This is a genomic window from Agreia bicolorata, from assembly GCF_000938265.1.
Classification (GTDB): domain Bacteria; phylum Actinomycetota; class Actinomycetes; order Actinomycetales; family Microbacteriaceae; genus Agreia; species Agreia bicolorata.
Map to the genome: position 1 here is coordinate 240,830 of NZ_JYFC01000001.1, position 23,610 is coordinate 264,439.

General features: G+C 65.1%; 23 protein-coding genes. 3 read left to right on the top strand and 20 right to left on the bottom strand.

The window, feature by feature from the left end; all coding sequences use genetic code 11:
• Position 1: 1 nt before the first annotated feature.
• Both TZ00_RS20235 and TZ00_RS01130 read right to left on the bottom strand, forming a co-directional pair.
• Complete coding sequence (locus tag TZ00_RS20235) at positions 2–163, bottom strand: hypothetical protein (RefSeq protein ID WP_238579529.1); 162 nt, start codon at positions 161–163, stop codon at positions 2–4.
• Positions 160–852 (bottom strand): GNAT family N-acetyltransferase, encoded by a 693-nt coding sequence (locus tag TZ00_RS01130; protein ID WP_044438643.1) that lies wholly within the window; start codon positions 850–852, stop codon positions 160–162. Before TZ00_RS01130 ends, TZ00_RS20235 begins: the two co-directional genes overlap by 4 nt.
• Before the next feature lie 70 nt (positions 853–922).
• On the opposite strand from TZ00_RS01130, the gene TZ00_RS01135 reads away from it, so the two are divergent.
• From TZ00_RS01135 to TZ00_RS01145, 3 genes are read left to right on the top strand one after another with little or no spacing between them, the layout of a single operon-like run.
• On the top strand, positions 923–1,843 hold the full coding sequence (locus TZ00_RS01135; RefSeq protein ID WP_420796219.1) for an HhH-GPD family protein: 921 nt from the start codon (positions 923–925) through the stop codon (positions 1,841–1,843).
• A 47-nt stretch (positions 1,844–1,890) separates the two neighbouring features.
• Positions 1,891–2,553, top strand: coding sequence for a hypothetical protein (locus TZ00_RS01140; RefSeq protein WP_044438645.1), 663 nt, complete (start codon positions 1,891–1,893; stop codon positions 2,551–2,553).
• 31 nt (positions 2,554–2,584) lie between these two features.
• Positions 2,585–3,586 carry a ketopantoate reductase family protein gene (locus tag TZ00_RS01145; protein WP_044438647.1) on the top strand — a complete coding sequence of 334 codons (1,002 nt, stop codon included), beginning with the start codon at positions 2,585–2,587 and terminating at the stop codon, positions 3,584–3,586.
• A 9-nt stretch (positions 3,587–3,595) separates the two neighbouring features.
• On the opposite strand, the gene rbfA is transcribed toward TZ00_RS01145, so the two are convergent.
• The 18 genes from rbfA to TZ00_RS01235 form a co-directional block, all read right to left on the bottom strand.
• Positions 3,596–4,087 (bottom strand): 30S ribosome-binding factor RbfA, encoded by a 492-nt coding sequence (rbfA, locus tag TZ00_RS01150; RefSeq protein WP_044438649.1) that lies wholly within the window; start codon positions 4,085–4,087, stop codon positions 3,596–3,598.
• A gap of 46 nt (positions 4,088–4,133) precedes the next feature.
• The gene (gene infB / locus TZ00_RS01155; RefSeq protein ID WP_044438651.1) at positions 4,134–6,947 is read right to left on the bottom strand and encodes a translation initiation factor IF-2; all 2,814 of its coding nucleotides are present in this window, start codon (positions 6,945–6,947) and stop codon (positions 4,134–4,136) included.
• Between the two features lie 90 nt (positions 6,948–7,037).
• Complete coding sequence (locus TZ00_RS01160; protein WP_044438653.1) at positions 7,038–7,355, bottom strand: YlxR family protein; 318 nt, start codon at positions 7,353–7,355, stop codon at positions 7,038–7,040.
• Positions 7,356–7,395: 40 nt separating this feature from the next.
• Positions 7,396–8,415, bottom strand: coding sequence for a transcription termination factor NusA (gene nusA, locus TZ00_RS01165; RefSeq protein WP_044438655.1), 1,020 nt, complete (start codon positions 8,413–8,415; stop codon positions 7,396–7,398).
• Positions 8,416–8,526: 111 nt separating this feature from the next.
• Positions 8,527–10,290: a proline--tRNA ligase gene (locus tag TZ00_RS01170; protein ID WP_044439254.1), complete on the bottom strand. Its 1,764-nt coding sequence runs from the start codon at positions 10,288–10,290 to the stop codon at positions 8,527–8,529.
• A gap of 45 nt (positions 10,291–10,335) precedes the next feature.
• Positions 10,336–11,481, bottom strand: a complete 1,146-nt coding sequence (locus tag TZ00_RS01175; RefSeq protein WP_152631047.1) for an LCP family protein — start codon at positions 11,479–11,481, stop codon at positions 10,336–10,338.
• A 225-nt stretch (positions 11,482–11,706) separates the two neighbouring features.
• On the bottom strand, positions 11,707–12,417 hold the full coding sequence (locus TZ00_RS01180; protein WP_044438657.1) for a hypothetical protein: 711 nt from the start codon (positions 12,415–12,417) through the stop codon (positions 11,707–11,709).
• Positions 12,414–13,421 carry a vWA domain-containing protein gene (locus TZ00_RS01185; RefSeq protein WP_044438660.1) on the bottom strand — a complete coding sequence of 336 codons (1,008 nt, stop codon included), beginning with the start codon at positions 13,419–13,421 and terminating at the stop codon, positions 12,414–12,416. The genes TZ00_RS01180 and TZ00_RS01185 overlap by 4 nt, the downstream gene beginning before the upstream one ends.
• The gene (locus TZ00_RS01190) at positions 13,418–14,398 is read right to left on the bottom strand and encodes a vWA domain-containing protein (protein WP_044438662.1); all 981 of its coding nucleotides are present in this window, start codon (positions 14,396–14,398) and stop codon (positions 13,418–13,420) included. Before TZ00_RS01190 ends, TZ00_RS01185 begins: the two co-directional genes overlap by 4 nt.
• Entirely contained in the window at positions 14,389–14,850 is a 462-nt protein-coding gene (locus TZ00_RS01195) for a hypothetical protein (RefSeq protein ID WP_052521182.1), read from the bottom strand. The genes TZ00_RS01190 and TZ00_RS01195 overlap by 10 nt, the downstream gene beginning before the upstream one ends.
• Positions 14,843–15,712 carry a DUF58 domain-containing protein gene (locus TZ00_RS01200; protein ID WP_044438664.1) on the bottom strand — a complete coding sequence of 290 codons (870 nt, stop codon included), beginning with the start codon at positions 15,710–15,712 and terminating at the stop codon, positions 14,843–14,845. The genes TZ00_RS01195 and TZ00_RS01200 overlap by 8 nt, the downstream gene beginning before the upstream one ends.
• 5 nt (positions 15,713–15,717) lie before the next feature.
• Positions 15,718–16,713 carry an AAA family ATPase gene (locus TZ00_RS01205; protein WP_044438666.1) on the bottom strand — a complete coding sequence of 332 codons (996 nt, stop codon included), beginning with the start codon at positions 16,711–16,713 and terminating at the stop codon, positions 15,718–15,720.
• Positions 16,710–17,870 (bottom strand): flavodoxin-dependent (E)-4-hydroxy-3-methylbut-2-enyl-diphosphate synthase, encoded by a 1,161-nt coding sequence (gene ispG / locus TZ00_RS01210; RefSeq protein ID WP_166428656.1) that lies wholly within the window; start codon positions 17,868–17,870, stop codon positions 16,710–16,712. The genes TZ00_RS01205 and ispG overlap by 4 nt, the downstream gene beginning before the upstream one ends.
• A gap of 49 nt (positions 17,871–17,919) precedes the next feature.
• Positions 17,920–19,242, bottom strand: a complete 1,323-nt coding sequence (locus tag TZ00_RS01215) for a M50 family metallopeptidase (RefSeq protein ID WP_044439262.1) — start codon at positions 19,240–19,242, stop codon at positions 17,920–17,922.
• A gap of 86 nt (positions 19,243–19,328) precedes the next feature.
• Positions 19,329–20,408, bottom strand: coding sequence for a 1-deoxy-D-xylulose-5-phosphate reductoisomerase (gene dxr, locus TZ00_RS01220; protein ID WP_174436052.1), 1,080 nt, complete (start codon positions 20,406–20,408; stop codon positions 19,329–19,331).
• A 92-nt stretch (positions 20,409–20,500) separates the two neighbouring features.
• Positions 20,501–21,499: an FKBP-type peptidyl-prolyl cis-trans isomerase gene (locus tag TZ00_RS01225; protein ID WP_044438670.1), complete on the bottom strand. Its 999-nt coding sequence runs from the start codon at positions 21,497–21,499 to the stop codon at positions 20,501–20,503.
• Between the two features lie 110 nt (positions 21,500–21,609).
• The gene (locus tag TZ00_RS01230; RefSeq protein WP_044438672.1) at positions 21,610–22,146 is read right to left on the bottom strand and encodes a GNAT family N-acetyltransferase; all 537 of its coding nucleotides are present in this window, start codon (positions 22,144–22,146) and stop codon (positions 21,610–21,612) included.
• Entirely contained in the window at positions 22,143–23,534 is a 1,392-nt protein-coding gene (locus tag TZ00_RS01235; RefSeq protein WP_044438674.1) for a DHA2 family efflux MFS transporter permease subunit, read from the bottom strand. Before TZ00_RS01235 ends, TZ00_RS01230 begins: the two co-directional genes overlap by 4 nt.
• Positions 23,535–23,610: the final 76 nt, after the last annotated feature.

Below are 23,610 nucleotides of genomic sequence, written 5' to 3' on the forward strand. Positions count from 1 at the left end.
CTCAAGTGTAGGCACGCAACACGGAGTCGGCGACCTGCTGTGCGACCCGCTCAGGCGAGGCGGTCTTCGCGTCGAGGACGCGAGAATTCGGCAGCAGCTTCTGCAGGAGTGCGGCGGTCGTCGTTTTACCTGCCCCGTGGGTGCCGTGAAGCCAAACGATCATGCATCGGGCTCTGTCTCGGCACCCATGTGAGCGTCGTCGATTATTTGAGCAGCGCCGAAAAGCGCCAAACACGACGCCACGCCCGTCACCGTCACGCTCATTCGCTCGGCACTGACCCAGTCTTTCCTATCGAGACGAAGGCGATCCGAAACAACCACGCGTCCGTCGCGCATATCCCGCGACACCCCGTCTCTTCGGTAGCCGAGGCGTCGAGACACACCCTGCGACCCGGCGTTGTCTTGGAAGACCTCGCTTACAGCACTCTCCGCCCCGAGCGCCGCGAATGCCAGGTGCAGCAGCGCGGCGCGCGCCTCGGTTCCCAGCCCGCGTCGTTGAAATTCGACTCCGAGCCATGATTCTGTCTTCACCTCTCGCCGCACACGAAAATCCTGTGCCCGCATGGCCACCATGCCGACGGGCCTTTCCTCGACGAACAGCCCCAGTTCAAGGGCCCACGACTCCGGAGTCCATTCGCCACGGCGCCTCCAGTGCTGCTGGATGACGTGCACTGCACGCTGTCTGGGCGTCCCTTCTGTCCAGGGCACGAGGTACGGGCACTCCCCTGGCGCATGGACCCCGTCCGCAGCGACTCCGGCGAGTGCCGCCAGCTCATCGTCACTCGGAGACCGGAGCACCAACCGCTCCGTCTTGAGCTGAAGGTTGAAAACGGGCCAATAGTAAGCGATCACGCCAAGAGCATCTCACAAGCGTCGCGGGAGCCGTCAAGGTAGTCGCCCGAAGTCCGCCTAGGCTGTCACGGTGACGACGAACGCCCCGCCCATCGGTTCTCCAGGAGCGGCCGCCACGAGCGACTACGCCCGCGCGCTGATCGAGTGGTTCGAAACATCCGCGCGCGATCTGCCCTGGCGCGCTCCGGGATTCGGGGCCTGGGGCATTCTGGTCAGCGAGTTCATGCTGCAGCAGACGCCCGTTGTGCGAGTCATTCCGCGCCTCGAAGAGTGGCTCGAGCGCTGGCCCACCCCCGAGGCGCTGGCCGCGGACTCCCCTGGTGAGGCCGTGCGCGCCTGGCAGTCGCTCGGCTACCCTCGGCGAGCCCTGTGGCTGCACGCGTGTGCCGTGGCCATCACCGAGCAGCATGGCGGCATCGTTCCCTCAGACGTCGAGGCGCTGCGGGCGCTTCCCGGCATCGGGGACTATACGTCGAGGGCTGTGGCGGTCTTCGCGTACGGCGATAGGCATCCGGTGGTCGACACGAATACCCGGCGCGTGATCGCCCGATCGGTCGATGGCCGCGACGACGCCGGTCCGCCGAGCGCTCGGCGCGACCTCGATGCGATGGATCGTCTACTTCCGCACGATGAACTCGATGCACGCAGCTTCAACGCCGCCATCATGGAGCTCGGCGCCGTGGTGTGCACGGCGAGGCGCCCTGATTGCGACATCTGTCCAATTCGCACGTCGTGCGCCTGGCTTCGTGCCGGCTTCCCCGAGACGGGCGGGCCGAAGAAAAAGGTGCAGAAGAAGTTCGAGGGCTCCGACCGCCAGGTGCGGGGTCTCGTTCTCGCGCTTCTCCGCGCGAGCGAGGGTGCCCACGGGGTGCCCATCGGAGCCGTCGACGCCGTCTGGCACGACCGGGTGCAACTCGAGCGGGCCGTCGACGGGCTTCTCGCCGACGGGCTTCTGGCCCGAACGCCGGATGGCTTCGCTCTGCCTTCGTGATCGGCCCTATGCTGGCCACCAGGTCGATTGACGAAGGCGGTAAAAGAATGAGGGCTCTCCTCGGCGTTTCGGTCACCCTTCTCGCGGTCGTGCTGACCGGATGCGCGGGGGCTCCGTCGGGCGGTCAACCAACCACCACGTCGCCCTCGGCAGCCACCCCCTCGACGAGCTCCGAACCGGCCGTTCCCGAGACCACGCCCCCGGCTCCCGAGCCGGCCGCGTACACGATCCCGACCGATTGCGCCTCGCTCATCGCGTCCACTCCCTTCACCTCCACGTTCGGGAGTTGGCCGTTGAACGACCCAGGGGTGGTCGGAACCCCGGGCGAGCCGTATTACACGCAAACAGGATCCATTTCGCCGACCCCCGCCCCGAGCGGCGCGACTCTGCTCGAGTCGATGTTGTCGGCGACCGAGCTCCGATGCATCTGGAGAGACCCGCAGGCCGACATCACGAACCTGTCCGTCGAGGTCGGCGAGGTCGATCCTGCCATCTCGGCCGCCTACATGCAGTCACTGCCCGCCGATGGGTTCAGCTGCACCGCGGAGGGTTCCGCCGAGACATGCACGAAGTTCTCGACCGATTCCAAGTACAACGTCGAGGTCGGCAATACGCTCCTCGTCCGTGACGGCGTCTTCATCCGGGTCAGCCAGGCCAACATCTCCACGCCAGACCTGCTGGACACGCTTGTCAGCGACGTGTGGAAGTAGCCCGGTAGACCCCAGCACGTAGGCTTGAAGCATGCGAATCGGCGTGATCGGAGCTGGAGCGATCGGCGGCACTATCGCCGCGCTTCTCGATCGCGCGGGTCACGACGTGGCCATAACGGCGCGGGGCGAACAGCTCGAGACAATCCGCGCATCCGGCCTGCGAGTCTCGGGAGGCTGGGGCGAGCACACGGCCCGGCCTCGCGCATCCGCAGTACTCGACGTGCCGCCCGAGCTGGCGTTCGTGTGCACCAAGGCGCAGGATGCAGCGGGCGCGATCACGGCGAACGCCGAATGGCTGGCCGGAATCCCCGTGGTGATCGTGCAGAACGGACTCGACGGGGTGCGCATCGCCGAGGAACTCCTGCCGGGCTCCCCCATCGTCGGCGCGATCGCGGTGTACGCTGCGAGCTATCTGCGAGCCGGTCTCATCGACGTGACCGCCGCCGGCCCTACGATCATCGGCACCAACGACCCGACCCGTCGAGACATCGCCGCACACGTATCGTCCACGCTCGGCGCGGCCATGCCAACACAGCTGGTCTCCGATTTCCGCGGTGCGCAGTGGTCGAAGCTCATCGTGAACCAGGTCAACGCGATGCCCGCCATCACCGGGCTGTCCGCCCAGGTGACCCTCGTGCATCCGGTGCTTGGCCGAATTGTCACAGGGAGCATGCGCGAAGCGGTGCGGATCGGGTTCGCGACCGGAGTGCGTTTCGCCTCCCTGCAGGGCCTCAGCCAGCCGCTTCTGCGAGCTTTCGCGATGGCACCGATCTCAATCGGCCGTGTGCTTCCACGCGTGATGGCATCGAGAATGGGCGACACGCCCAATCCTGGATCGACGTTGCAGAGCATCCGACGCGGCCAGCCGACAGAGATCGACTACCTCAACGGTGCCGTCGTGCGAGCGGCCCGCGCGTCGGGGCTGACAGCACCCATCAACGAGACACTCACCGAGCTGGTGCACCGGGTAGAAAAAAGCGGCGACTTCCTCGAGGTCGAGGAAGTCGCCGCTGTATTTCGCAGAATCAACTGACGATTCGCGCTAGTGACGAGGAGTCGTCACCGGCTCGTCGTCATCTTCGTCGTCGAACTCATCGAGCTCGTCGTCGCCGGGCTGTCGCGGCTTGATGTACGGGTCGGCGTCGCCGGCGTACTTCGCCTCGCGAGCGAGCCGAAGGGTCTCGGCGTCTCGCTGCTGCGCTTCGGCCAGGAGGCCGTCGATCAACTGCGCATTCTCGGGGATGCCGTCCGGAATGAACTCCAGGCTCGGAGTGAGGCGGGCGGTGATGTTCTTGCCCACCTCGCTCCGCAGCATTCCCGTGGCGCTCTTCAGAGCCGCCGCGCTGTCTGCGCGCTCTTCGTCTGAGCCGTACACCGTGTAGAAGACCGATGCGTGCTGCAGGTCGCCCGTCACTCTCACATCGGTGATGGTGACGAAGCCCAGGCGGGGGTCTTTCAACCCCCGCTCGAGCGTCTTCGCGACGATGACCTGGATTCGCTCCGCCATTTTTCTGGCGCGTGCGGGATCAGCCATGGTGCTTTCCGTTCTCTTTCGAAGCTGCGATCACAGTCCGTGAGGACTAGACGCGCGGCTTCTCCTTCATCTCGATGGTCTCGATCTCGTCGCCGATCTGGATGTCGTTGAACTTGCCGAGGCCGATACCGGCTTCGAAGTCCGTACGAACCTCGGTGACGTCGTCCTTGAAGCGACGCAGCGACTCGATGGCCAGGTTGTCGCCGACCACGACGCCGTCGCGGATGACCCGCGCCTTGGCGTTCCTCGTGATGGTTCCCGAGCGCACGATGACACCGGCGATGTTTCCGAACTTGGAGGAACGGAACACCTCGCGGATCTCCGCCACACCCGACTGCACCTCTTCGAACTCGGGCTTGAGCATGCCCTTGAGCGAGTTCTCGATGTCTTCGAGTGCGGAGTAGATGACCGAGTAGAAGCGCACGTCGACACCCTCACGAGCGGCACGCTCGCGCGCCTTCGTGTCGGGGCGAACGTTGAACCCGATGATGATCGCGTTGTCGACCGTTGCCAGGTTGACGTCGGACTCGGTGACGGCACCAACACCACGGTGGATGATGCGCAGCTGAACCGAATCGTCGACCTCGATCTTGAGCAGCGACTCTTCGAGCGCCTCGACGGCACCGGAGACGTCACCCTTGATGATGAGGTTGAGCGACTCGACCTTGCCCTCTTCGAGTGCGCGGGTGAAGTCCTCGAGCGAGATGCGCTTGCGACTCTTGGCCAGCAGGGCGTTGCGCTCGACGGCTTCGCGCTTCTCGGCGATCTGGCGGGCGGTGCGGTCGTCTTCGGTGACCAGGAACGTGTCGCCGGCGCGAGGCACCGTCGAGAGTCCCTGTACCTGCACGGGGCGGGCGGGCGTGGCCTCGGTGACGATGTTGCCATCCTCATCGTGCATTGCTCGCACCTTGCCGTACGCGGTTCCGGCGACGATCGGGTCTCCGACGCGCAGCGTTCCCGACTGGATGAGCACGGTTGCAACCGCGCCGCGGCCCTTGTCGAGCTTCGCCTCGATGGCGACGCCACGGGCATCCTTGTTCGGGTTGGCGCGCATGTCGAGACCGGCATCGGCCGTCAGCAGCACGGCGTCAAGGAGTTCCTTGATGCCGATGTTGTTGAGCGCCGACACGTCGACGAACATAACGTCTCCACCGTATTCTTCGGCGACGAGGCCGAACTCGGTGAGCTGCTGGCGCACCTTGGCGGGGTTCGCGCCGACCTTGTCGACCTTGTTGACCGCGACCACGATCGGCACGTTGGCCGCCTGGGCGTGGTTGAGGGCCTCTACCGTCTGGGGCATGATGCCGTCGTCGGCCGCGACCACCAGGATGGCGATGTCGGTGACCTGCGCACCACGGGCGCGCATGGCGGTGAACGCCTCGTGGCCCGGGGTGTCGATGAAGGTGATCTTGCGATCGACGCCCTCGTGCTCGGCCGAGACCTGGTACGCACCGATGTGCTGGGTGATGCCACCAGCCTCGCCGGCAACCACGTTGGCGCTGCGGATGGCGTCGAGGAGTCTCGTCTTACCGTGGTCGACGTGGCCCATGACAGTGACGACCGGCGGCCGGATCTCGAGATCCTCGTCGGTTTCGTCTTCGAGCTCCTGGTCGATGTCGATGTCGAAGCCGCTCAGCAGCTCGCGATCCTCGTCTTCCGGGGAGACCATCTGGATCTTGTAGCCGAGCTCTTCACCCAGGATGTCGAAGGTCGCCTCGTCGAGGGACTCCGTCGCCGTGGCCATCTCACCGAGGTGGAACAGCACGGTGACGAGGTTTCCGGGGCTCGCGTCGATCTTGTCGGCGAAGTCGGTGATGGATGCTCCGCGGCGCAGTCGCACCACGGTCGAGCCATCACCACGGGGAACGCTGACGCCTCCGAGCGACGGGGCTTCCCGCAGCTCGAACTCTGCCCGCTTCGTGCGCTTCGACTTACGCGCCTTGGCGCGACCGCCTCCACGACCGAATGCTCCGGCGGTTCCTCCACCGGGGCCACGGCCGCGGCCGCCACCGCCCGCGGGGCGAGGAGCGCCGAAACCGGGAGTCGCGCCGGGAGCGCCACCGGGACGCTGGAAGCCGCCGCCCGCGGGACGGGCGCCACCTGCTCCACCGGGACGGAATCCGCCGCCGGCGCCTGCAGGACGCTGTCCGAATCCGCCGGGACGCGCTCCTTGGCCTGCACCGCCGGGACGCGGAGCGCCCGGACGAGGTGCGCCGGGACGGGGAGCTGCCGGGCGCGGAATCGCGCCGGTGGAACCGCCGCCGCTGCCCGCGCGGGGCGGCGGGGTCGTTCCCATACCCTGCTGGCTGGCGAAGGGATTATTACCCGGACGAGGTGCACCCGGCCGTTGCATGCCCTGCTGGCTGGCGAAGGGATTGTTACCCGGACGAGGCGCGCCGGGACGCGGCGCTCCACCTGCGGGAGCGGTGTCGCCCGTAGACACAGGGGCCGCGGGCTGATTCGTCTCGACAGCAGGAGTCGGGGTCGGAGCCGCTGTGGCAGTCTCGGCCGGCGCAGCCGGAGAGGCAGCGGGAGCGGGAGTCTCGACAGCGGGAGCTGCGGGTGCCGCAGGGGTGGGGGCGGCCGGTGCCGCCGGACGTGCGGGGCCAGGGGTCGCTGTCGTTCGCGCTCCACCGGGACGGGCCGGCGACGGGGCAGCCTTGGCCGGAGCGGGCGTCGAGGCAACGGTTCCGGCGCCGTCAGCGAGAAGGGCTTCCTTCAGGCGTCGTGCGACGGGCGGTTCGATGCTCGACGAAGGACCCTTGACGAACTGGCCCATTTCTTTGAGCTTCGCAAGGGCGATTTTGCTGTCGACGCCGAGCTCGGCGGCGACTTCGTGTACGCGTGGTTTTGCAGCCACAATTCTCCTGTCTGGGATCCGCTCCCAAACAGGGGCAGACCATTAGTTGTGCGCGGGGCTCATTTGGAGCCGCTCATTAGTTGTCACTCATTAGTTGGTCACGATGTACGTTTCAGCCTGTTCTTTAGAAACTGAATGTCTGCGGATTGATGGATGAGTCGCCTGCCGCTCGAGAAAAGCGAGAACGGAGGACGTGTCGAGTGCGGTCTTGATGCGCAACGCCCGGCCGAAGGCCTTGCGTGTCTGCGCCTTTTCGACGCACTCGATGCGGGGATGCACCCACGCGCCCCGACCGGGCAGAACGGCCGTCTCATCGACGACCACGACTGGAATCCGGGCGACGACCCTCAGAAGTGAGGATCGATCGGCACGCGCGCGGCAACCGACGCACGTTCTTACGGGTTCCATACTACACCTCTGCCGAATCGATCCCTGTGGTGATGCGGCGTCAGGCCTCGTCCATCACCGAATCGGGCTGGATGTCGATCTTGGCGCCGGTGAGCTTCGCAGCCAGACGGGCGTTCTGCCCCTCTTTGCCGATCGCGAGCGACAGCTGATAGTCGGGAACGAGAGCACGCACCGCCTTCAGCGACTCGTCGATGACGAATGCGCTCGACACCTTGGCCGGAGACAACGCGTTCGCAACGAAGGTGGGCAGATCGGTCGAGAAGTCGACGATGTCGATCTTCTCGTTGCCGAGCTCGCTCGTAACGGCTCGAACCCGCTGGCCCAGCTCACCGATGCAGGCGCCCTTTGCGTTGATGCCGGGCTCGGTGGCGCGCACGGCGATCTTGGTGCGGTGGCCGGCCTCGCGTGCAAGCGAGACGATCTCGACCGCGCCCGATGCGATCTCAGGCACCTCGAGCGCGAACAACTTGCGCACGAGAGAGGGATGCGTGCGGGACACCGTGATCGAGGGCCCCTTGGTTCCCTTCGACACGCTCGTGACGTAGACACGGATGCGTGAGCCGTGGGAGTAGTCCTCGCCCGGAACCTGCTCCTCGGGAGGGAGGATGGCCTCGATCGTTCCGAGATCGACGTGAATCATGCGCGGGTTCGGTCCCTGCTGGATGATTCCGGCGACGATGTCGCCCTCGCGCCCCTTGAACTCTCCGAGGACGGCGTCATCCGCGATGTCGCGAAGACGCTGGTTGATGACCTGCTTCGCTGCGAATGCTCCGATTCGACCGAAGTCGCTCGGGCTGTCTTCGCTCTCGCCGACCACGGCTCCGTCGTCGTCGAGTTCGGGCACGTAAATGCTCACGTGTCCGCTCTTGCGGTCGAGATGCACGCGTGCATTCGGAGCGACCGGCGCCGGCGTGTCTTTCGGTGCGTCGACCGGCAGAACCGGCGTTGTGTGCTTGATGTAGGCGGTCAGGATCGCCTGTTCGATGATCTCTACCAGTTCGTCGAACGGGATCTCCCGCTCGCGTTCCAAGAGCCTGAGCACGCTGAGGTCGATGTCCATAACCCGGCCTCCTTCTTCTGTATTAAGTTCGTGGTCCCCCGACGCGGATGGCGTCAGGTCCAACAGACCAATTTACCCGACGGATCGACTCCGCGGTACCGCGCACGCAAATCAGCGCAGGCGCGGCACGAGCTCCGTGATGGGCACCTCGACACGCTCGCCGGATGCGCGATCCCAGAGTTCGACGACCCCGTCGACGGCACCGCGACCGACGATCACGATCGTCGGCACGCCCAGCAGTTCGGCGTCTCCGAACTTGACGCCGGGCGACACCTTGGGGCGGTCGTCGTAGAGAACCTCGAGCCCGGATGCCTCGATCGCCTCGACGATCGTCTCAGCCGTCTCGTAGACGGCCGCGTCTCGACCTGTCGCCACGACATGCACGTCGAACGGGGCGACGGCCTTGGGCCAGATGAGGCCCTTGGCATCGTTGTTCAGCTCGGCGATGATCGCAAGGATCCGGGTTACTCCGATTCCGTATGAGCCCATCGTGACCGTGGCGAGCTTGCCGTTCTCATCTTGAACCTTGAGTCCGAGTGCCTCGGCGTACTTGCGACCGAGCTGGAAGACGTGTCCGATCTCCATGCCGCGCGCGAGCTCGACAGGGCCGGAACCGTCGGGCGCCTCGTCGCCGGCGAGCACCTGAGCGACCTCGACGATTCCATCGGAGGTGAAGTCGCGCCCCGCGACCAGCCCGAAGACGTGGCGCCCATGCTGATTCGACCCCGTGATCCAGCCACTGCCATCGGAGACGCGAGGGTCGAGCAGATAACGGATGCCGGTAGAGCCGGTCGTTCCCAGAACGGCGCCGTCGACAGACCACGGACCGATGTAGCCCTTGACCAGGCCGGGATTCGCGACGAAGTCCTTCTCAATCGCGGCTTCGACCTCGGCGGGCGCAAAGGCGACCTCCGCGCGCTTCAGATCGACCTCGCGGTCGCCCGGAAGGCCGATGACGACCAGCTCGCGGCTGCCATCCAGATTTCGGAGAGCCAAGACGACATTCTTCAGCGTGTCCGCCGCGGTCCACGAGCGACCATCGGGGCGAGGGTGGTTCGCGTTGGCGAGGTCGACCAGAGTCTCGATCGTGGGGGTATCGGGTGTGTCGTGGACCTCGGGCGGCGTGAGTCCGGCGTAGGAACGCGGCGCGGGCGGCGCGGTGGTGAACGCCTCGACGTTCGCCGCGTATCCACCGGCGCTGCGCACGAAGGTGTCTTCGCCGATGGGGGTCGGGTGCAGGAATTCTTCGCTCTTGGACCCTCCCATGGCTCCGGCGTCGGCCTTGACGATCACATACTCCAGCCCGAGCCGCGTGAAAATGCGTTCGTATGCGGCGCGCTGCGCCTGGTACGAGGTCTCGAGTCCCTCGTCGGTGACGTCGAACGAGTAGGCGTCTTTCATCGTGAACTCACGGCCGCGCAGCAGACCGGCGCGGGGCCTGGCCTCATCGCGGTACTTGTCCTGGATCTGATAGATCGACAGGGGGAGGTCTTTATAGCTGTTCACCAGGTCTTTGACCAGAAGGGTGAACACCTCTTCGTGTGTGGGTGCTAGCACGTAGCCTGCCTCGTGCCGGTCGCTGAGTCGGAACATGCCGTCGCCATACTCGGTGTACCGACCCGTGACCTCGTAGGGCTCCTTGGGCAGGAGTGCCGGGAAGTGAACTTCGTGTGCCCCGGCAGCCGTCATCTCCTCGCGGATGATGTTCTCGATGCGAGCCTTGACTCGAAGACCGATGGGCAACCACGCGAAGATGCCCGGAGCCTGCCGACGGATGTAGCCGCCGCGCACGAGAAGGCGATGACTCGCCACCTCTGCATCGGAGGGATCTTCGCGGAGGGTACGGAGGAAATAGTTGCTGAGGCGAACTGACACGCTCACCAGTCTATTGATCGAACCGGCGTCGACCCGACAGCGAGGTCAGTTGCCGACGGAGCAGGTGACCTTCGCGGCCGTCTGACCGGTGAACGAGTCGGGCAGCACGGTGGGCCCGCCCGCATCCGGAGCCGTTGTGGCCGCGGGATCGGCCGCTGGGTCGGTGGGCGTATCCGGTGCCGGATCCGTGGCTGGCGCATCTCCCGTGCCGTCTGCCGTCGTCGCAGAGTCAGCCGTGGCGACCTTGCTCAGGTCGAGTGGAGTGTCGGCGGCCAGTGCCGCATTAAGAATCTCGGAATCCGCCTCGTTGACGACTACCCGGTTCGGGTCGTTGGGGTCGCCGCTGACCGGATACCGAAGGAACGCGACCTTGTCGAGTTGCACACCCTGCAGAGCCTTCGCAATCGAAATCATCGAATCGACGGAGGCGAGCTGAGTCGAGAACTGCATGTTTGTTAGCGCCGCCCGCGCAATGCCGTAGAGCGTGACGGGGTTGCTGAGCGTGTCACTCGAGAGCAGCTTGCGCACGAGTGCCGACAGATACACCTGCTGTGAGCTGATGCGAGCCAGGTCGCTTCCGTCTCCAACGCCCTCACGGGTGCGCAGAAAGGCGAGGGCATCCGTTCCAGCGAGGGTGTGCATTCCGGCGCTCAGCGACAGCTGACTGTAAGGATCGTTGATGGGCTTCGAGACGCACACGTCGACGCCCCCGATGATGTTCGTCATCGCGGCGACGCCATCAAAAGCGATGACTCCGGCGTAGGGAATTTTGAGGCCCGTTATTTGCTCGACCGCCGAAACGACACAGGGCAGTCCACCCTTGCCCAAAGCCGTGTTGAGTTGCTGATAGCGCTGCGCCGGTTTGACCTCGCCGTCGCCTTGATCGGTGCACTGAGGCATATTGATCATGGTGTCGCGCGGAAAGCTGATCACGCTGACGTTCTGGTGGTCCTGGCTGATGTGCATCAGCATCGTCACGTCGTTACGCGCACCATCGGTGTCGTCCCCCGGCGTTGAGATCTGATCGATGCGCGTATCGCTGCCGACGATAAGTACGTTGACTCCCCCCTCAATGGCCCCGACATCGACGAGCTGTTGCACGCCGTCCTCGTTGCCGAGGGTGACAGTGTTGGCCTGCACCTCCGTCGCAAGACTGTTCACTGCGATCGCAGCGATCGATGCCGAGCTCACGACCGCGACGACGGCGGTGATCGCGACCAGCCGGATGACAGCCCAGAAACTGGAGCGGTTGCCGAGGCGGCCGTGTCGCGGGGCGATGGCTGAAGAGGTGCGTAGCGAGCTGATGAGAGTCGATTCCTTTGTCTGACCCCGAAGGGTTTCGGCAAGGCTCCCGAAACTAGCGAGAGAACTTCGGAATTTGCTGTGTCCGAGCACGAATTCCGCTGAACGGTCCGATCACCAGGGTTTGTCGACGTAGTCCGGATCGGCCGGAGTGCGCTCCGCCGTCTGCTGGTCATTGCGATCCTGACCTGCTTCGCGGAGCTTCTCCTCGAGCTGATCCACCGTGGCATCGCTCGGCGAACCGTCTGGCTTGGGCTGCTCGTCGCTCTTGTCTCCCTCGTCTTCGGGAGTCCGCTCGGCAAGCGCCTGCTTCTTCTCTGTGACCCGCTTCTCGGAGTCGGAGAGGTCATCGTCGGTGCCGTCTTCGCCGTTCTGAGGCGGCTGCCGACACGATGCGTCTGCCTCGTCGATCACGTCGAGCGCCTCGTCGTAGAACGCGGATGCCTCATCACGCTTCGTCGGATCGGCCGCGACGACCGCATCGCCCTGGCGTTCGAGCACGAGCGACAGGTTGACCCGCACAGGGCACTGGTCTTTGGCGGATGCCAAGCCGAGCGCGCGCTCGAACTCGAGCTGCGCATCCGCGTCGAGACCCTGCGCTGCGAGCCCGTCGCCGACGGCGAAGTGCGCCTTCCACGGGTCGATCACGTTGACAACGGTGAGCCATCTGGCCATCGACGTGGCCGATTCGAAGTCCTCGCGCTCGTAGGCCGCCGCGACCTGACCGGACACGATCGCCAGTCCGATCAGCTTCACGGCGACAACCGTCGCGAGCACTGTCGGAGGCAACGCGACGAGACCGGCCTTCGTGCGACGGCGCATCATTGCTCGCCCCCGTGTCGAACGGCGGCGTCGCGAAGTTCACGAAGTCGCCGCACGACCATGATGGCTTCGAAGGCAAGCAGCAGAACGAGGGCGGCGGCCGGAATCCAGTAGAGCTCCGTCGTGCCGCCGGACGGCTCGTTCGACGCGGAGCGAGTCGCGGATGAACCGACCTCGGCGACCGGCGCATCGCCGGGAGCGGTGCGGTGAACATACTCTGCACCCAGCTGGTCAGCTATCGTGCGCAGATTCTTCTCGTCGATCACCGAACGGGCAGGCGAACCGGTGCCGTCAGTGACGTACCCGTCGTCGGTCTTGTCATCGTCGTAGTACCCCGTCTGCACCCGCATCTGCCCGCCGGCCTCGGTGCCGTAACCGAAGACGAAGCCCGCACTGACGAATGAGGCGGAATCGCCGAAGCTCTCAACCGGCGCCGAGGAGGTCTGCTCACCGTCGCCGAAGTAGTACACGACGCGCGATCGATCCGGTTCTGCGGTCTGCGCGCGCTGCAGCGTCGACGCGAGGAGCTCTTTCGCTTCAGTCACGCTGCTGCCGTTCGAGTAGATCGTGATCTCAGGAGCCAGAACCTCTGCCGCGTTCGCGACCGCCGTGGCGTCAGAGGTGAGCGGCACTCGCAGCACAGCTGAGCTATCGAAAGACATCAGGGCGAACCGCGCTCCCGGATACGCCTTGACCAGCTCGACGATGTCGCTCTTCACGCCATCGAGTCTCGGTTCGGAACCATCGAAGTCTTCGGCGACGACGCTCGTGGTGGTGTCGACCACGAAGAAGACGTCGACATCTGTGGTCACCTTCTCGCCCGCGGCGCCGGGAATTCCCGGCCGAAGGGCGACAAGCAGAAGCAGCACGACCATGGCTGCCCGCACCGACCACGACAGTCGACGCGATCGGTTCTCGCGCAGCAGCAGCTGCCAGACGACGAACGCTGCCAACACGGCGAATACCGCGATGAGAGCGGGCCACGGCAGAACGGGAGAGAATCTCACAGCCTGGCCCTCCAAGCGAGTACGAGCAGGCCTCCGAGGAGCACGACGGCGAGCACAACGAAGATCGTGGGCTGGTCGGAGACGATCAGCTTCGGTTCGTCGTCGACGAGGGCAGCCTCCGTCGCCTCGATGCCGTCGACGATGGTCGGCACCGTGTCGGTCGACTCCAGCACGAAATAGTCGCCACCGGTCGAATCGACGACCCGCTGAAACTCGGCCGAGTCTTCAGAGTCGCCGGGTTTGGACACGCTCGGGTCGATCCCGTAGACACGCACATCGCGTGATTTCGCGAACGAGCCGGCCTCATCGAGGGTCATGATGGGCGTGCCGTTGATGTCGTTGTCGGTGGCCAGAACTACGGAACGCGATCTCTTCTCGTCGGTCCTGTCGAATGTGAGCACGCACGACGCGAGACCGTCGCCGATGAGCGAGGCGCCCTCTCCGGTAAGGGTTCCGCCGAACGCATCGCCGAACTCCCCCGTGCCGTCGAGACTCGAGCGCACCGCTTCGACCTGCTGCGCGACGTAGTCGTAGTCGTCGGTGAGGGGAAAGACCTGGGCGGCAGACGAATTGAAGATGACGAGCGCCAGTCGCTCGCCCTCGAAGCCCTCTGAGAGCTCCTTGAATCGTTCGAGCACGTCGATGTCGACATCGGTCATCGATCCCGAGACATCGAGACACAGCACAACGTCGCGAGTGAACTTCGTCAGTTTCTCGGTGGACGTGACGGTGGGGCGAGCGGCAAGCAGGGCGGCCGTGACCATGAACAGAGACACCAGGACAAGCGTGACGACGCTGAGTCCGCGCATTCTGGACACGGCCGCGACAAAGCCGGGGAGCCTCGTGAGGCGCCCGGTGTGAGCGACCGGAACCGCGGCATCCGAGGACCGTCGTCGTCGAGTAAGCCGGGGCACCACGATGACCGCGACGACGACCGGCACCAGGCCGAGGAGGATCCACGCGTTGGCTAGCCCCATGACTCGATCACCTGCCTCGCCCTCGCCACGGCAGACGAGATCTCGCTGCGATCCGCCGACTCGAACGAGGCCGGGTAATACTCCGCAACCGCCGCTGCCACCGTGGGCAGAGGCGAAGACTGCAGCTCGGTGAGCGTCATCACCGGGGCGTCGATTCCGCTGACGGCACGGCCGTATTGACGCACGACGGCGCTGAGGCGGTGATGCGCGGAACGGGCCGAGAGCCGACCTGCCGCGAACTCAGTCTCGATCTCGGTGATCCGGGCATGGTACTCGGCCCGGAGTCCGGCAAGTCCACCGGGAGGCAACGGCTGAGGTGGCGAGGAGCGCTTGCTCGCGCGCAGCAGAAGGATCAACACAATCGCGGCGATGACGACCACGATCAGCACGATGCCGATGATGAGCCAGGCTCCGCTGTATCCGATCGGGGGAATGAGTTCGGCGTCAGGCACGAGACCTGGCCTTCAGCAGGTGCAGAAGTGACGGCACGACGTCGTCGACACGGCCGATGCGTCTGTGCGAGACCCTCAGGTCGTCGAACATCGTCTGACGATCGACGATCTCCTGGTCGATGGATCGAGCCAGTTCAGCAGTGAGTCGTCGATCAGTGCGAAGCGCCTCGGGAATCTGCCATCCGTCATCGACCGCCGTCGCGCCAGCCAATCGCAACGGATCGATATCGCCCACGGTGACCCAGACGAGTTCGTGCTGGGCGCGGAGCCGACGCACCAGCCTCGTCTCTTCGGCCCCCAGGCCAACGTCATCGGTCACGACCACGACAATGGCACGCCTGCGGACCGTGCGGGCGACGAGCCGCAGCGTGCGGTCGAGATCGCTCCGCGGTGAATCGAGACCGTGCGCTGCGTCGATCGACCTGAGAACTCGTTCGAGGTGGTCCTCACTCGATCGGGCCGGAAGCCGGATCGTGCGCTCTGCGTCGCCAGAGAGCAGCGCAACCTCGTCGCCGTGCCGCACCGCGAGATAGCCGAGGACCCCGACGACGGCGAGGGCGACCTCACTCTTGCGTTCTCCGTCGGCTGCTCGCGCCGCCATATTGCGACCCGTGTCGAGAACGAAGTACACCGTCTGCCTGCGCAGGGCGGTGTACCGCCTGACCAGAGTCGAGCCGTGGCGTGCGGTCGCCTTCCAGTCGATGTCGCGCACCTCGTCTCCTGCGACGTAGCTGCGCAGGTCTTCGAAGTCCATGCTGCGGCCGGTGACAAGCGAGCCGTATTCCCCGTCGAGCAGATGCAGCGCCTTGCGGTGCGCGTGGATGAACATCCGCGACTTGATTCGCACGAGAAGGCTGTCCATAGCGCTCAGGGCGTATGAACAGACGCGAAAATCGCGTCGATGACGGCTTCCGGGCGCACGCCCTCGGCGTCGGCGTCGAAGTTCAGAATCACCCGGTGCCTCAGCACGGCGTGCCGGATCGCCTTGACGTCGTCGGGCACCACATGCGCGCGACCCGATAGGAGGGCGAGCGCACGCGCGGCCTGCATAAACGCGATGGTGCCGCGAGGACTTGCACCGTACTCGACGTAGCCGGCCAGTTCTTCACCGATGTAGTTGAGCGGATTGCGTGTGACGTAGACGATCGACACGATGTAGTTGCGGATCGCGTCGTCGACGTATACCCGCGAGGCGGCATTCTGCAAGAAGAGAACGTCGTCGAGGCTGACCGTGCCCTCGTGTTGGCCCGACGCGTCGAAGACACCGGCGTCGAGGCGACGCAACACCTCGAGTTCTTCCTCCATCGTCGGATAGTCGATGATCTCCTTCAGCAGAAACCTGTCCATCTGCGCCTCGGGCAGCTGATACGTGCCCTCCTGCTCGATGGGGTTCTGCGTCGCCATCACCAGGAACGGCTCGGGCAGCGGGTAGACCGTTCCGCCGATGGTCGTCTGGCGCTCCTGCATGGCCTCGAGCATGGCGCTCTGCGTCTTCGCGCTCGAGCGGTTGACCTCGTCGAGGAGCACGAAGTTCGAGTGGACCGGGCCCAGCTGGGTCTCGAAAGTGCTGGTTCGAGCGTCGTACACCTGAGTGCCGGTGATGTCGCTCGGCAGCAGATCGGGGGTGCACTGGATGCGCGTGAACTGAGCGTGGATGGCTCGGGCGAGCGTCGTGGCCGCCGTCGTCTTGGCAAGCCCGGGAACGCTCTCGAGGAGCACGTGGCCGCCGGCGACCAGCGCGACCAACAGAGCTCGACGCAGTGTGACCTGCCCCACGACGGTGGCCGAATACGACGACTCGACGGCGTGCACGACAGTGCCCGCCCTCTCCATCTCTTCAGGCGTCAGTGGATCCAGCCTCATCGGGCCCCGACTGTGACGACGGGGCTGCCCGTGGAGGTGTCGGTCGGCGGCATCTCGGCGGCGAGGCGATTCGCCTCTTCGATGAGCGTGGCGACGATCTCGGCCTCGGGCACGGTCTTGATGACCTCTCCCTTGACGAAGATCTGGCCCTTGCCATTTCCGGATGCGACGCCGAGGTCGGCCTCGCGCGCCTCTCCGGGACCGTTCACGACGCATCCCATCACTGCGACCCGCAGAGGCACGGTCATGCCCTCAAGGCCGTCGGTGACATCGTTGGCGAGCTTGTAGACGTCGACCTGAGCGCGACCGCAGCTCGGGCACGAGACGATCTCGAGCTTTCGTTCACGCAGATTGAGCGACTGCAGAATCTGCAGGCCCACTTTGATCTCCTGAGCGGGAGGGGCAGACAACGAGACGCGGATCGTGTCTCCGATGCCCTCGGAAAGCAGGATGCCGAATGCCGTGGCGCTCTTGATCGTGCCCTGAAACTCGGGGCCGGCCTCCGTGACTCCGAGGTGCAGTGGCCAGTCGCCGCGTTCGGCGAGCAGGCGGTAGGCCTTGACCATGATGACCGGGTCATTGTGCTTGACCGAGATCTTGAAGTCGTGGAAGTCGTGCTCCTCGAACAGGCTCGCCTCCCAGACGGCGCTCTCGACGAGCGCCTCGGGGGTGGCCTTTCCGTACTTCTGCAGGATCGAGGGCTCGAGCGAGCCGGCGTTCACGCCGATACGGATCGATACGTCTGCGGCCTTGGCTGCAGCCGCGATCTTGCCGACCTGATCGTCGAATTTGCGAATGTTGCCGGGGTTGACCCGCACGGCCGCGCAGCCGGCATCGATCGCCGCGTACACGTAGTTCGGCTGAAAGTGGATGTCGGCGATGACCGGGATCTGGCTCTTCTTGGCGATGATCGGCAGAGCCTCGGCGTCGTCACGGCTCGGCACGGCGACACGCACGATGTCGCATCCGGATGCCGTGAGCTCGGCGATCTGCTGGAGAGTTGCATTGATGTTCGGTGTCGGGGTCGTCGTCATCGACTGGACGCTGACGGGAGCGTCACCGCCAACGAGTACTTTGCCGACTTTGATCTGACGGGACTTGCGCCGAGGTGCGAGGGTTTCAGGCACTTTCGGCATTCCCAGATTGATAGCAGCCACATCTTCCAGTGTAGGCGTCGTCTGGAGGGGTACGGGGCGGTGTGCTGGATCAGCCGAAAAGGTTGATCGGCTTCACGATGTCGGCATACGTCAGCAGCACGCTCATGGCGCCGAGAACGATGACCACGGCGAATGTCAGCGGCATCAGCTTGGCGGTGTCGACGGGCCCAGGGTCGCGGCGCTTGAAGAGCTTGGCGAAGAATCGCCGGATGCCCTCCCACAGCGCGCCGGCGATGTGGCCGCCGTCGAGCGGCATAAGCGGCACGAGGTTGATGACGCCGAGCGCGATGTTCAGGGAGCCGATAAGGCTGAGAAGCGTCGCCACTTTCGACTGCACCGTGAACTCATCCATGCTCGCGATCTCGCCCGCGGCGCGACCGACCCCGACCACGCTGATGGGTCCATTCGGATCGCGTGGTCCTGAACCGAACGCCGCGTTGGCGACGTCGACCATGCGCTGAGGAAGGTTCAAGACGATGTGCACGACGCCGGCGATGTTCTCGCCCACGAACGGCAGCACAGCGTCGGGGCCTTGCGGCACGAGCTCCTGCTTCGGGCCGATGCCAACGAAGCCGACCTCCTGCGTGACAGGCTGACCCTTGTCGTCGAGCACCTTGTTGCCGGAGGCATCCTGCTCGTAGCGTTCTGCGAGCAGCGGCACCACGGTGAGCGTCTCCGGCTGGCCGTCTCGCTGCACCTCGACGCTGAGCGTCTTGTTCGGAGACTTCTGAATGATCGCGGTCGACTCGTCCCAATTCGAGACTTTCTTGCCGTCGATGGCCGTGATGATGTCGCCCTCTTCGAAGCCGGCAGCGACGCCCGGCCCAGGCTCGTCGCCCACATCGCAGGTCTGTCGCTCGCTCGTTGTCGGCAGCACGCACTGGCTGATCGAGCCGATCGACGTCTTGGCCACGCCGAAGCCGCAGAGAACGATGGCGAACACCACGATGGCGATGACGAAGTTCATCGCAGGGCCGCCGGCCATGATGATGATGCGCTTCCAGACAGGCAGCCGATAGAACGCGCGATCGTCTTCGTCGCCGATCGTCTCAGCGCTCACCTCGCGCGCGTCCTGCACGAGCGTGTTGAAGAAACCGGTGCTCGCGTTGCGCACGGCACCCCCGGCCTTCGCGGGCGGGAACATTCCGATCATCGAGATATAGCCGCCACCGGGAATGGCTTTGAAACCGTATTCGGTCTCTCCGCGTCGCCTGGACCACAGCGTGGGGCCGAAGCCGATCATGTACTGCGTGACCTTTACTCCGAAGAGCTTCGCCGGAACGAGGTGACCGACCTCATGGAGGCCGATCGAGACGACGAGGCCCACGAAGATGACGAGCACGCCGAGAATGAACTGAAGGACCGTTTCCACGTGCACACGTTACAGCGCTCCCCCAGGTCGCCGCTGTCCGTTCGCTGGACGTCAGCCGTGCGGCGGCCGTCACTAGGCCTGCTGGATCAGCCGACTATAAGAGCGTCGGCTGTGCGCCGAGCCCACTGCTCGGCCTCCGCCAGCGAGTCGAGGGAGATCTCGGCCGGCGCGTCGTGCTGCTCGACGACCTTGCGGATGGTGTCGACGATGTCGAGGAATCCGATGCTGCCCGCGTGGAACGCCGCGACCGCCTGCTCGTTCGCCGCGTTGAAGACGGCCGGGTAGCTGCCTCCCGCGCGTCCCACCTCCTTGGCGAGCTCCACGGCGGGAAACGCCTCGGAATCGAGCGGCTCGAACGTCCACGTCTGCGACGTGGACCAGTCGAGAGGGCGCCCAACCCCGCGTACTCGGTTCGGCCAGTCGAGACCGAGCGAGATGGGCAGCTTCATGTCGGGCGGCGACGCCTGAGCGATGGTGGAGCCGTCGATGAACTCGACCATCGAGTGAATGATCGACTGGGGATGAACCGTCACGTCGATGCGGCCGTATGCCACGTCGAAGAGCAGGTGCGCCTCGATGACCTCGAGGCCCTTGTTCACCAGCGTGGCCGAGTTGGTCGTGATGACCAGCCCCATGTCCCAGGTCGGATGCGCGAGGGCCTCGCGCGGCGTGACATTCGCGAGCGAGTCGCGACTGCGCCCCCGGAAGGGGCCGCCCGACGCCGTGAGCACCAGACGCTCGACCTCCTCCGGCGTGCCCGAGCGCAGCGCCTGGGCGATCGCGGAGTGCTCGGAATCGACCGGAACGATCTGGCCCGGGCGAGCCAGATCTTTCAGCAGGTCGCCGCCCACAATGAGACTCTCTTTGTTGGCGAGGGCGAGAACACGCCCGGCTTTCAGCGCCGCGACGCTCGGCCCGAGTCCCACCGAACCAGTGATTCCGTTGAGGACGACATCGGCATCGACGTCTCGCACGAGTTGCGATGCCTCCTCGGCACCCAGCGCCGTGTCAGCGACTCCGAAGTCCGCAGCCTGCTTATCGAGGAGGTCGCGGTTGCGCCCGGCGCCCAGGCCGACGACCTCGAACCTCTCGGGATTCGAGCGAACGACATCGAGCGCCTGCACGCCGATCGAGCCGGTTGAACCAAGGATGACTACGCGTTTCACGCGTCCATCCTCCCACTCGAACGCGGGTGTTCTCGTCGTGAGCGGTGGCATAACCACCACGCCGCTTGCAAACACCCGCGCTCGACATGCGCCTAGCTTGTAGCCAGGATATCGATGACAAAGACGAGGGTGTCGGTGGGTGTGATCCCCGCGCCCGGATTGCCCTTGTCTGCATAGCCCTGAGCCGGAGGAATCGACACGATCACCTGTGAACCGACGGTTTGGCCCACGATGGCAGCTGCGAAACCGGGAATCGTTGCACCATCGGCCGTGCTGAAGGGAGACGGGCCATTCTTACCCCACGACTGGTCGAAGATTTTCTTCGAGCCCCAGACGAGCCCTTGATACTGGGCGGTCACATCAGCACCGGCCTGCACAACAGGCCCGTCGCCCTTTTTCAGCACTGAGATCTGCAGATCCGGCGATGGATCAGTGTCGGGAATAGTCACGGTCGGTGTTCCATCATCAGCAAGGGCGACAGTCGGCATGCCTTCCTGGGCCGGCTGGTCGGCACCTGTGGCACGTGAGGGAACGATGTCTCCGATGTCGATGACGAAGACCGTCGTATCTGTAGCCGTGATGCCGAGGTTCTGTGATCCCTGGTCTTTGAATGCCTCAGCTGGAGGTACGACGGCTACGACGCGCGAGTTAGCGGGAACGCACTCTATGCCCTTGACAATTCCGGCCAAAATCTTGTTCTGGTCGACGCTGACGGAGAGGTTGTGTCCACTGTCGTAGGTCGAGAACACCTCTTTGCCGCTCGTACCGTTGAAGAGCGTGAAGTTCACACTCGTGAGGTCGCCGATGTTGATCGTGTCGCCCTGGCCTTTGGCGAGAACCGTTCGCTGTGTCGCGTCGACGCTCAGAGGTGCATCGAAGGTGGCCCCCGCCTTGGTACCTGCGTCACCGGTCACCTTGATCGAGTCCGAGGCCGCACCGCTCGGGGTGTCCGTGCACGACCCGGCCGCGGCCTGGGGCGCCGCCGTCGCACTCGCATCCGGTGTGGAACTGGGCGCCGGAGATCCCGCGCAGCCTGCGAGGGTCAGGGCGAGCGCCGCCGAGGCGGCGAAGATGACGGGAAGTTTGCGCACGGGCGGGCCTCACAGAATGACGGGAGATGAAGTGGACGCGCGGCACGGAGCGCGCGAAGACAGTGGATGATTCCCGTCCAGTCTGGACTACCAGCGCCGCACCTTCCTGTTCAGGGGCTGGGAGGGAGAGTGCTCTCTGGTTCGGGCGACCGCTCGTAGATCAGTTCCAGCCCGTCTTCGTCGTCGATCTGCTGGCCCACGTGAACGAAGCCCAGACCGCGAACGACGGCGAGGGATGCGATGTTTTCAGGACTGATGCTCGCCCGCACGACGGACGCGCCTCGCTCCGCGGCTTCCTGCAGCAGCAGGGAAACGGTCGACGTGGCGAAGCCTCTCCTCCGATGGGCCTCGAGGACCGTGTATCCGACCTCGAGCATGCCCCGGGCATCCGGGGGCGCATGGAAACCGGCGTGGCCCACCACGACGTTGGTCTCAATGTCGACGATCGCCCGTACGACCACGGATTCGGCTGCCGGATCTGCGGCGATCTTCGCTCGGAATATGGGCCACAGCCACGACTCGCTGGTGACGAATGCCTGGGGAAGCTCGAGTTGGGAGCGGCGCGACGCCGAGGCGAGGTCGCCACGCTGCAAGAGGGCGTAAACCTCGTCACCCAGAAAGGCAAGGCGCACCCTCGGTGTCGTCATCGAGTTGCCGCCTTCGCTTGCGCATCCGTCGGATGAGAGTTGACGATGCCGATCCCGGAGATCACGCCGCCCACGATCAGCAGTACGCCCGTGACAATGGCCGCCCGGTGGAATCCCGCGACATCGAGATTCGAGCCCACGATGAGGCCCGCAGCCGCCACCGCGATGAGACCGGCGACGCGCGACACCGCGTTGTTGACCGCGGATGCAATGCCTGCGTGGGCTTGCTCGATCGACCCCAGAATGGCCGATGTCAGCGGCGCGACCGTGATCGTCATTCCCAGGCCGAAGACAACGATGCCGGGGAAGACCTGGCTCCAGTAGTCGGCGGAATCGGTGACGCGCAGGAGCAGCAGGAAGCCGACACCCGACACGATCGGCCCGACGAACATAAAGAGCCTCGAGCCGAATCTGCCCGCCAGTCGGCCGATCTGCGTCGACAGAGCGATGCTGATGATCGTCGTAGGCAGCGTGCTCAAGCCGGCCAGCGTCGCCGAGTAGCCAGCCACCTGCTGCAGAAAAACGGCAAGGAGGAAGGTGCCGAGCGAGAGGGCGCCGTAGACGAAGAGGGTCGAGACATTGCCCACCGAGAAGTTGCGCACCCTAAAGAGCGACAGTGGCATCATCGGCTGCGCCGTGCGGCGCTCGTGCAGGATGAAGAGCACGAACGAGGCTGCACCGACGGCCGCAGGAACGAAAATCACCGGGCTCGCCCAGCCGAAGTTGGACTGCTCGATGAGGGCGAAGACGGGCAGGCCGAGCCCCACGATGCCGAGAGCGGCGCCTGTCACGTCGACCCGCGCACCGGCGGCAGCGGGCTTGTCATGCGGAAGCCGGGCGAGAAAGAACAGGGTCAGGGCAATCGGCACGACGTTGATTGCGAAGACGAGCCTCCACGACACCAAGTCGACAAGAAGCCCACCGATGAGAGGGCCTGCGAGGAAGGCGGTGCTCGTCCACGCGGTCCACGACCCGATCGCCTTGGCCTGAGCGGGTCCGGAGAACGTCGAGAGGATGAGTGCGAGGGAACTCGGAACGAGGAGCGCCCCGGCGACACCCTGAAGAGCTCGCGCGGCGATGAGCACCCCGGCGGTGGGCGCGATCGCGCAGATCAGCGATGCCGCGCCGAAGCCCAGCAGGCCCCAGAACAGCACTTTCTTTCGCCCGAACGCGTCGGAGAGCGAACCCGCCAGCAGGATGATGGAGCCGAGGGTGATGAGATAGGCATCCATCACCCATTGCTGAGTCACGATGCCACCGCCCAGTTCGCGCGTAATGGCGGGCAGGGCGACCGTGATCACGGTACCGTCGAGAAACGCGACGAAGGCGGCGAGCACAGCGACGATGAGAACCAATCGCTGCAGAACGGGGGTGGTTGGAACGGACACAGTCCTAGCTAACTGCACAACGGGCGGATCCGTGCCCCTCAGGCTCGTTAACCTCTCGTCCACCTCGAGGCCCTAC

What these genes read in the sequence shown, in the direction of transcription:
- TZ00_RS20235 (WP_238579529.1), bottom strand. Translation starts at nt 163, where the DNA reads ATGATCGTTTGGCTTCACGGCACCCACGGGGCAGGTAAAACGACGACC.
- TZ00_RS01140 (WP_044438645.1), top strand. Translation starts at nt 1,891, where the DNA reads ATGAGGGCTCTCCTCGGCGTTTCGGTCACCCTTCTCGCGGTCGTGCTG.
- TZ00_RS01145 (WP_044438647.1), top strand. Translation starts at nt 2,585, where the DNA reads ATGCGAATCGGCGTGATCGGAGCTGGAGCGATCGGCGGCACTATCGCC.
- rbfA (WP_044438649.1), bottom strand. Translation starts at nt 4,087, where the DNA reads ATGGCTGATCCCGCACGCGCCAGAAAAATGGCGGAGCGAATCCAGGTC.
- TZ00_RS01160 (WP_044438653.1), bottom strand. Translation starts at nt 7,355, where the DNA reads ATGGAACCCGTAAGAACGTGCGTCGGTTGCCGCGCGCGTGCCGATCGA.
- nusA (WP_044438655.1), bottom strand. Translation starts at nt 8,415, where the DNA reads ATGGACATCGACCTCAGCGTGCTCAGGCTCTTGGAACGCGAGCGGGAG.
- TZ00_RS01180 (WP_044438657.1), bottom strand. Translation starts at nt 12,417, where the DNA reads ATGATGCGCCGTCGCACGAAGGCCGGTCTCGTCGCGTTGCCTCCGACA.
- TZ00_RS01190 (WP_044438662.1), bottom strand. Translation starts at nt 14,398, where the DNA reads ATGGGGCTAGCCAACGCGTGGATCCTCCTCGGCCTGGTGCCGGTCGTC.
- TZ00_RS01200 (WP_044438664.1), bottom strand. Translation starts at nt 15,712, where the DNA reads ATGGACAGCCTTCTCGTGCGAATCAAGTCGCGGATGTTCATCCACGCG.
- TZ00_RS01205 (WP_044438666.1), bottom strand. Translation starts at nt 16,713, where the DNA reads ATGAGGCTGGATCCACTGACGCCTGAAGAGATGGAGAGGGCGGGCACT.
- TZ00_RS01230 (WP_044438672.1), bottom strand. Translation starts at nt 22,146, where the DNA reads ATGACGACACCGAGGGTGCGCCTTGCCTTTCTGGGTGACGAGGTTTAC.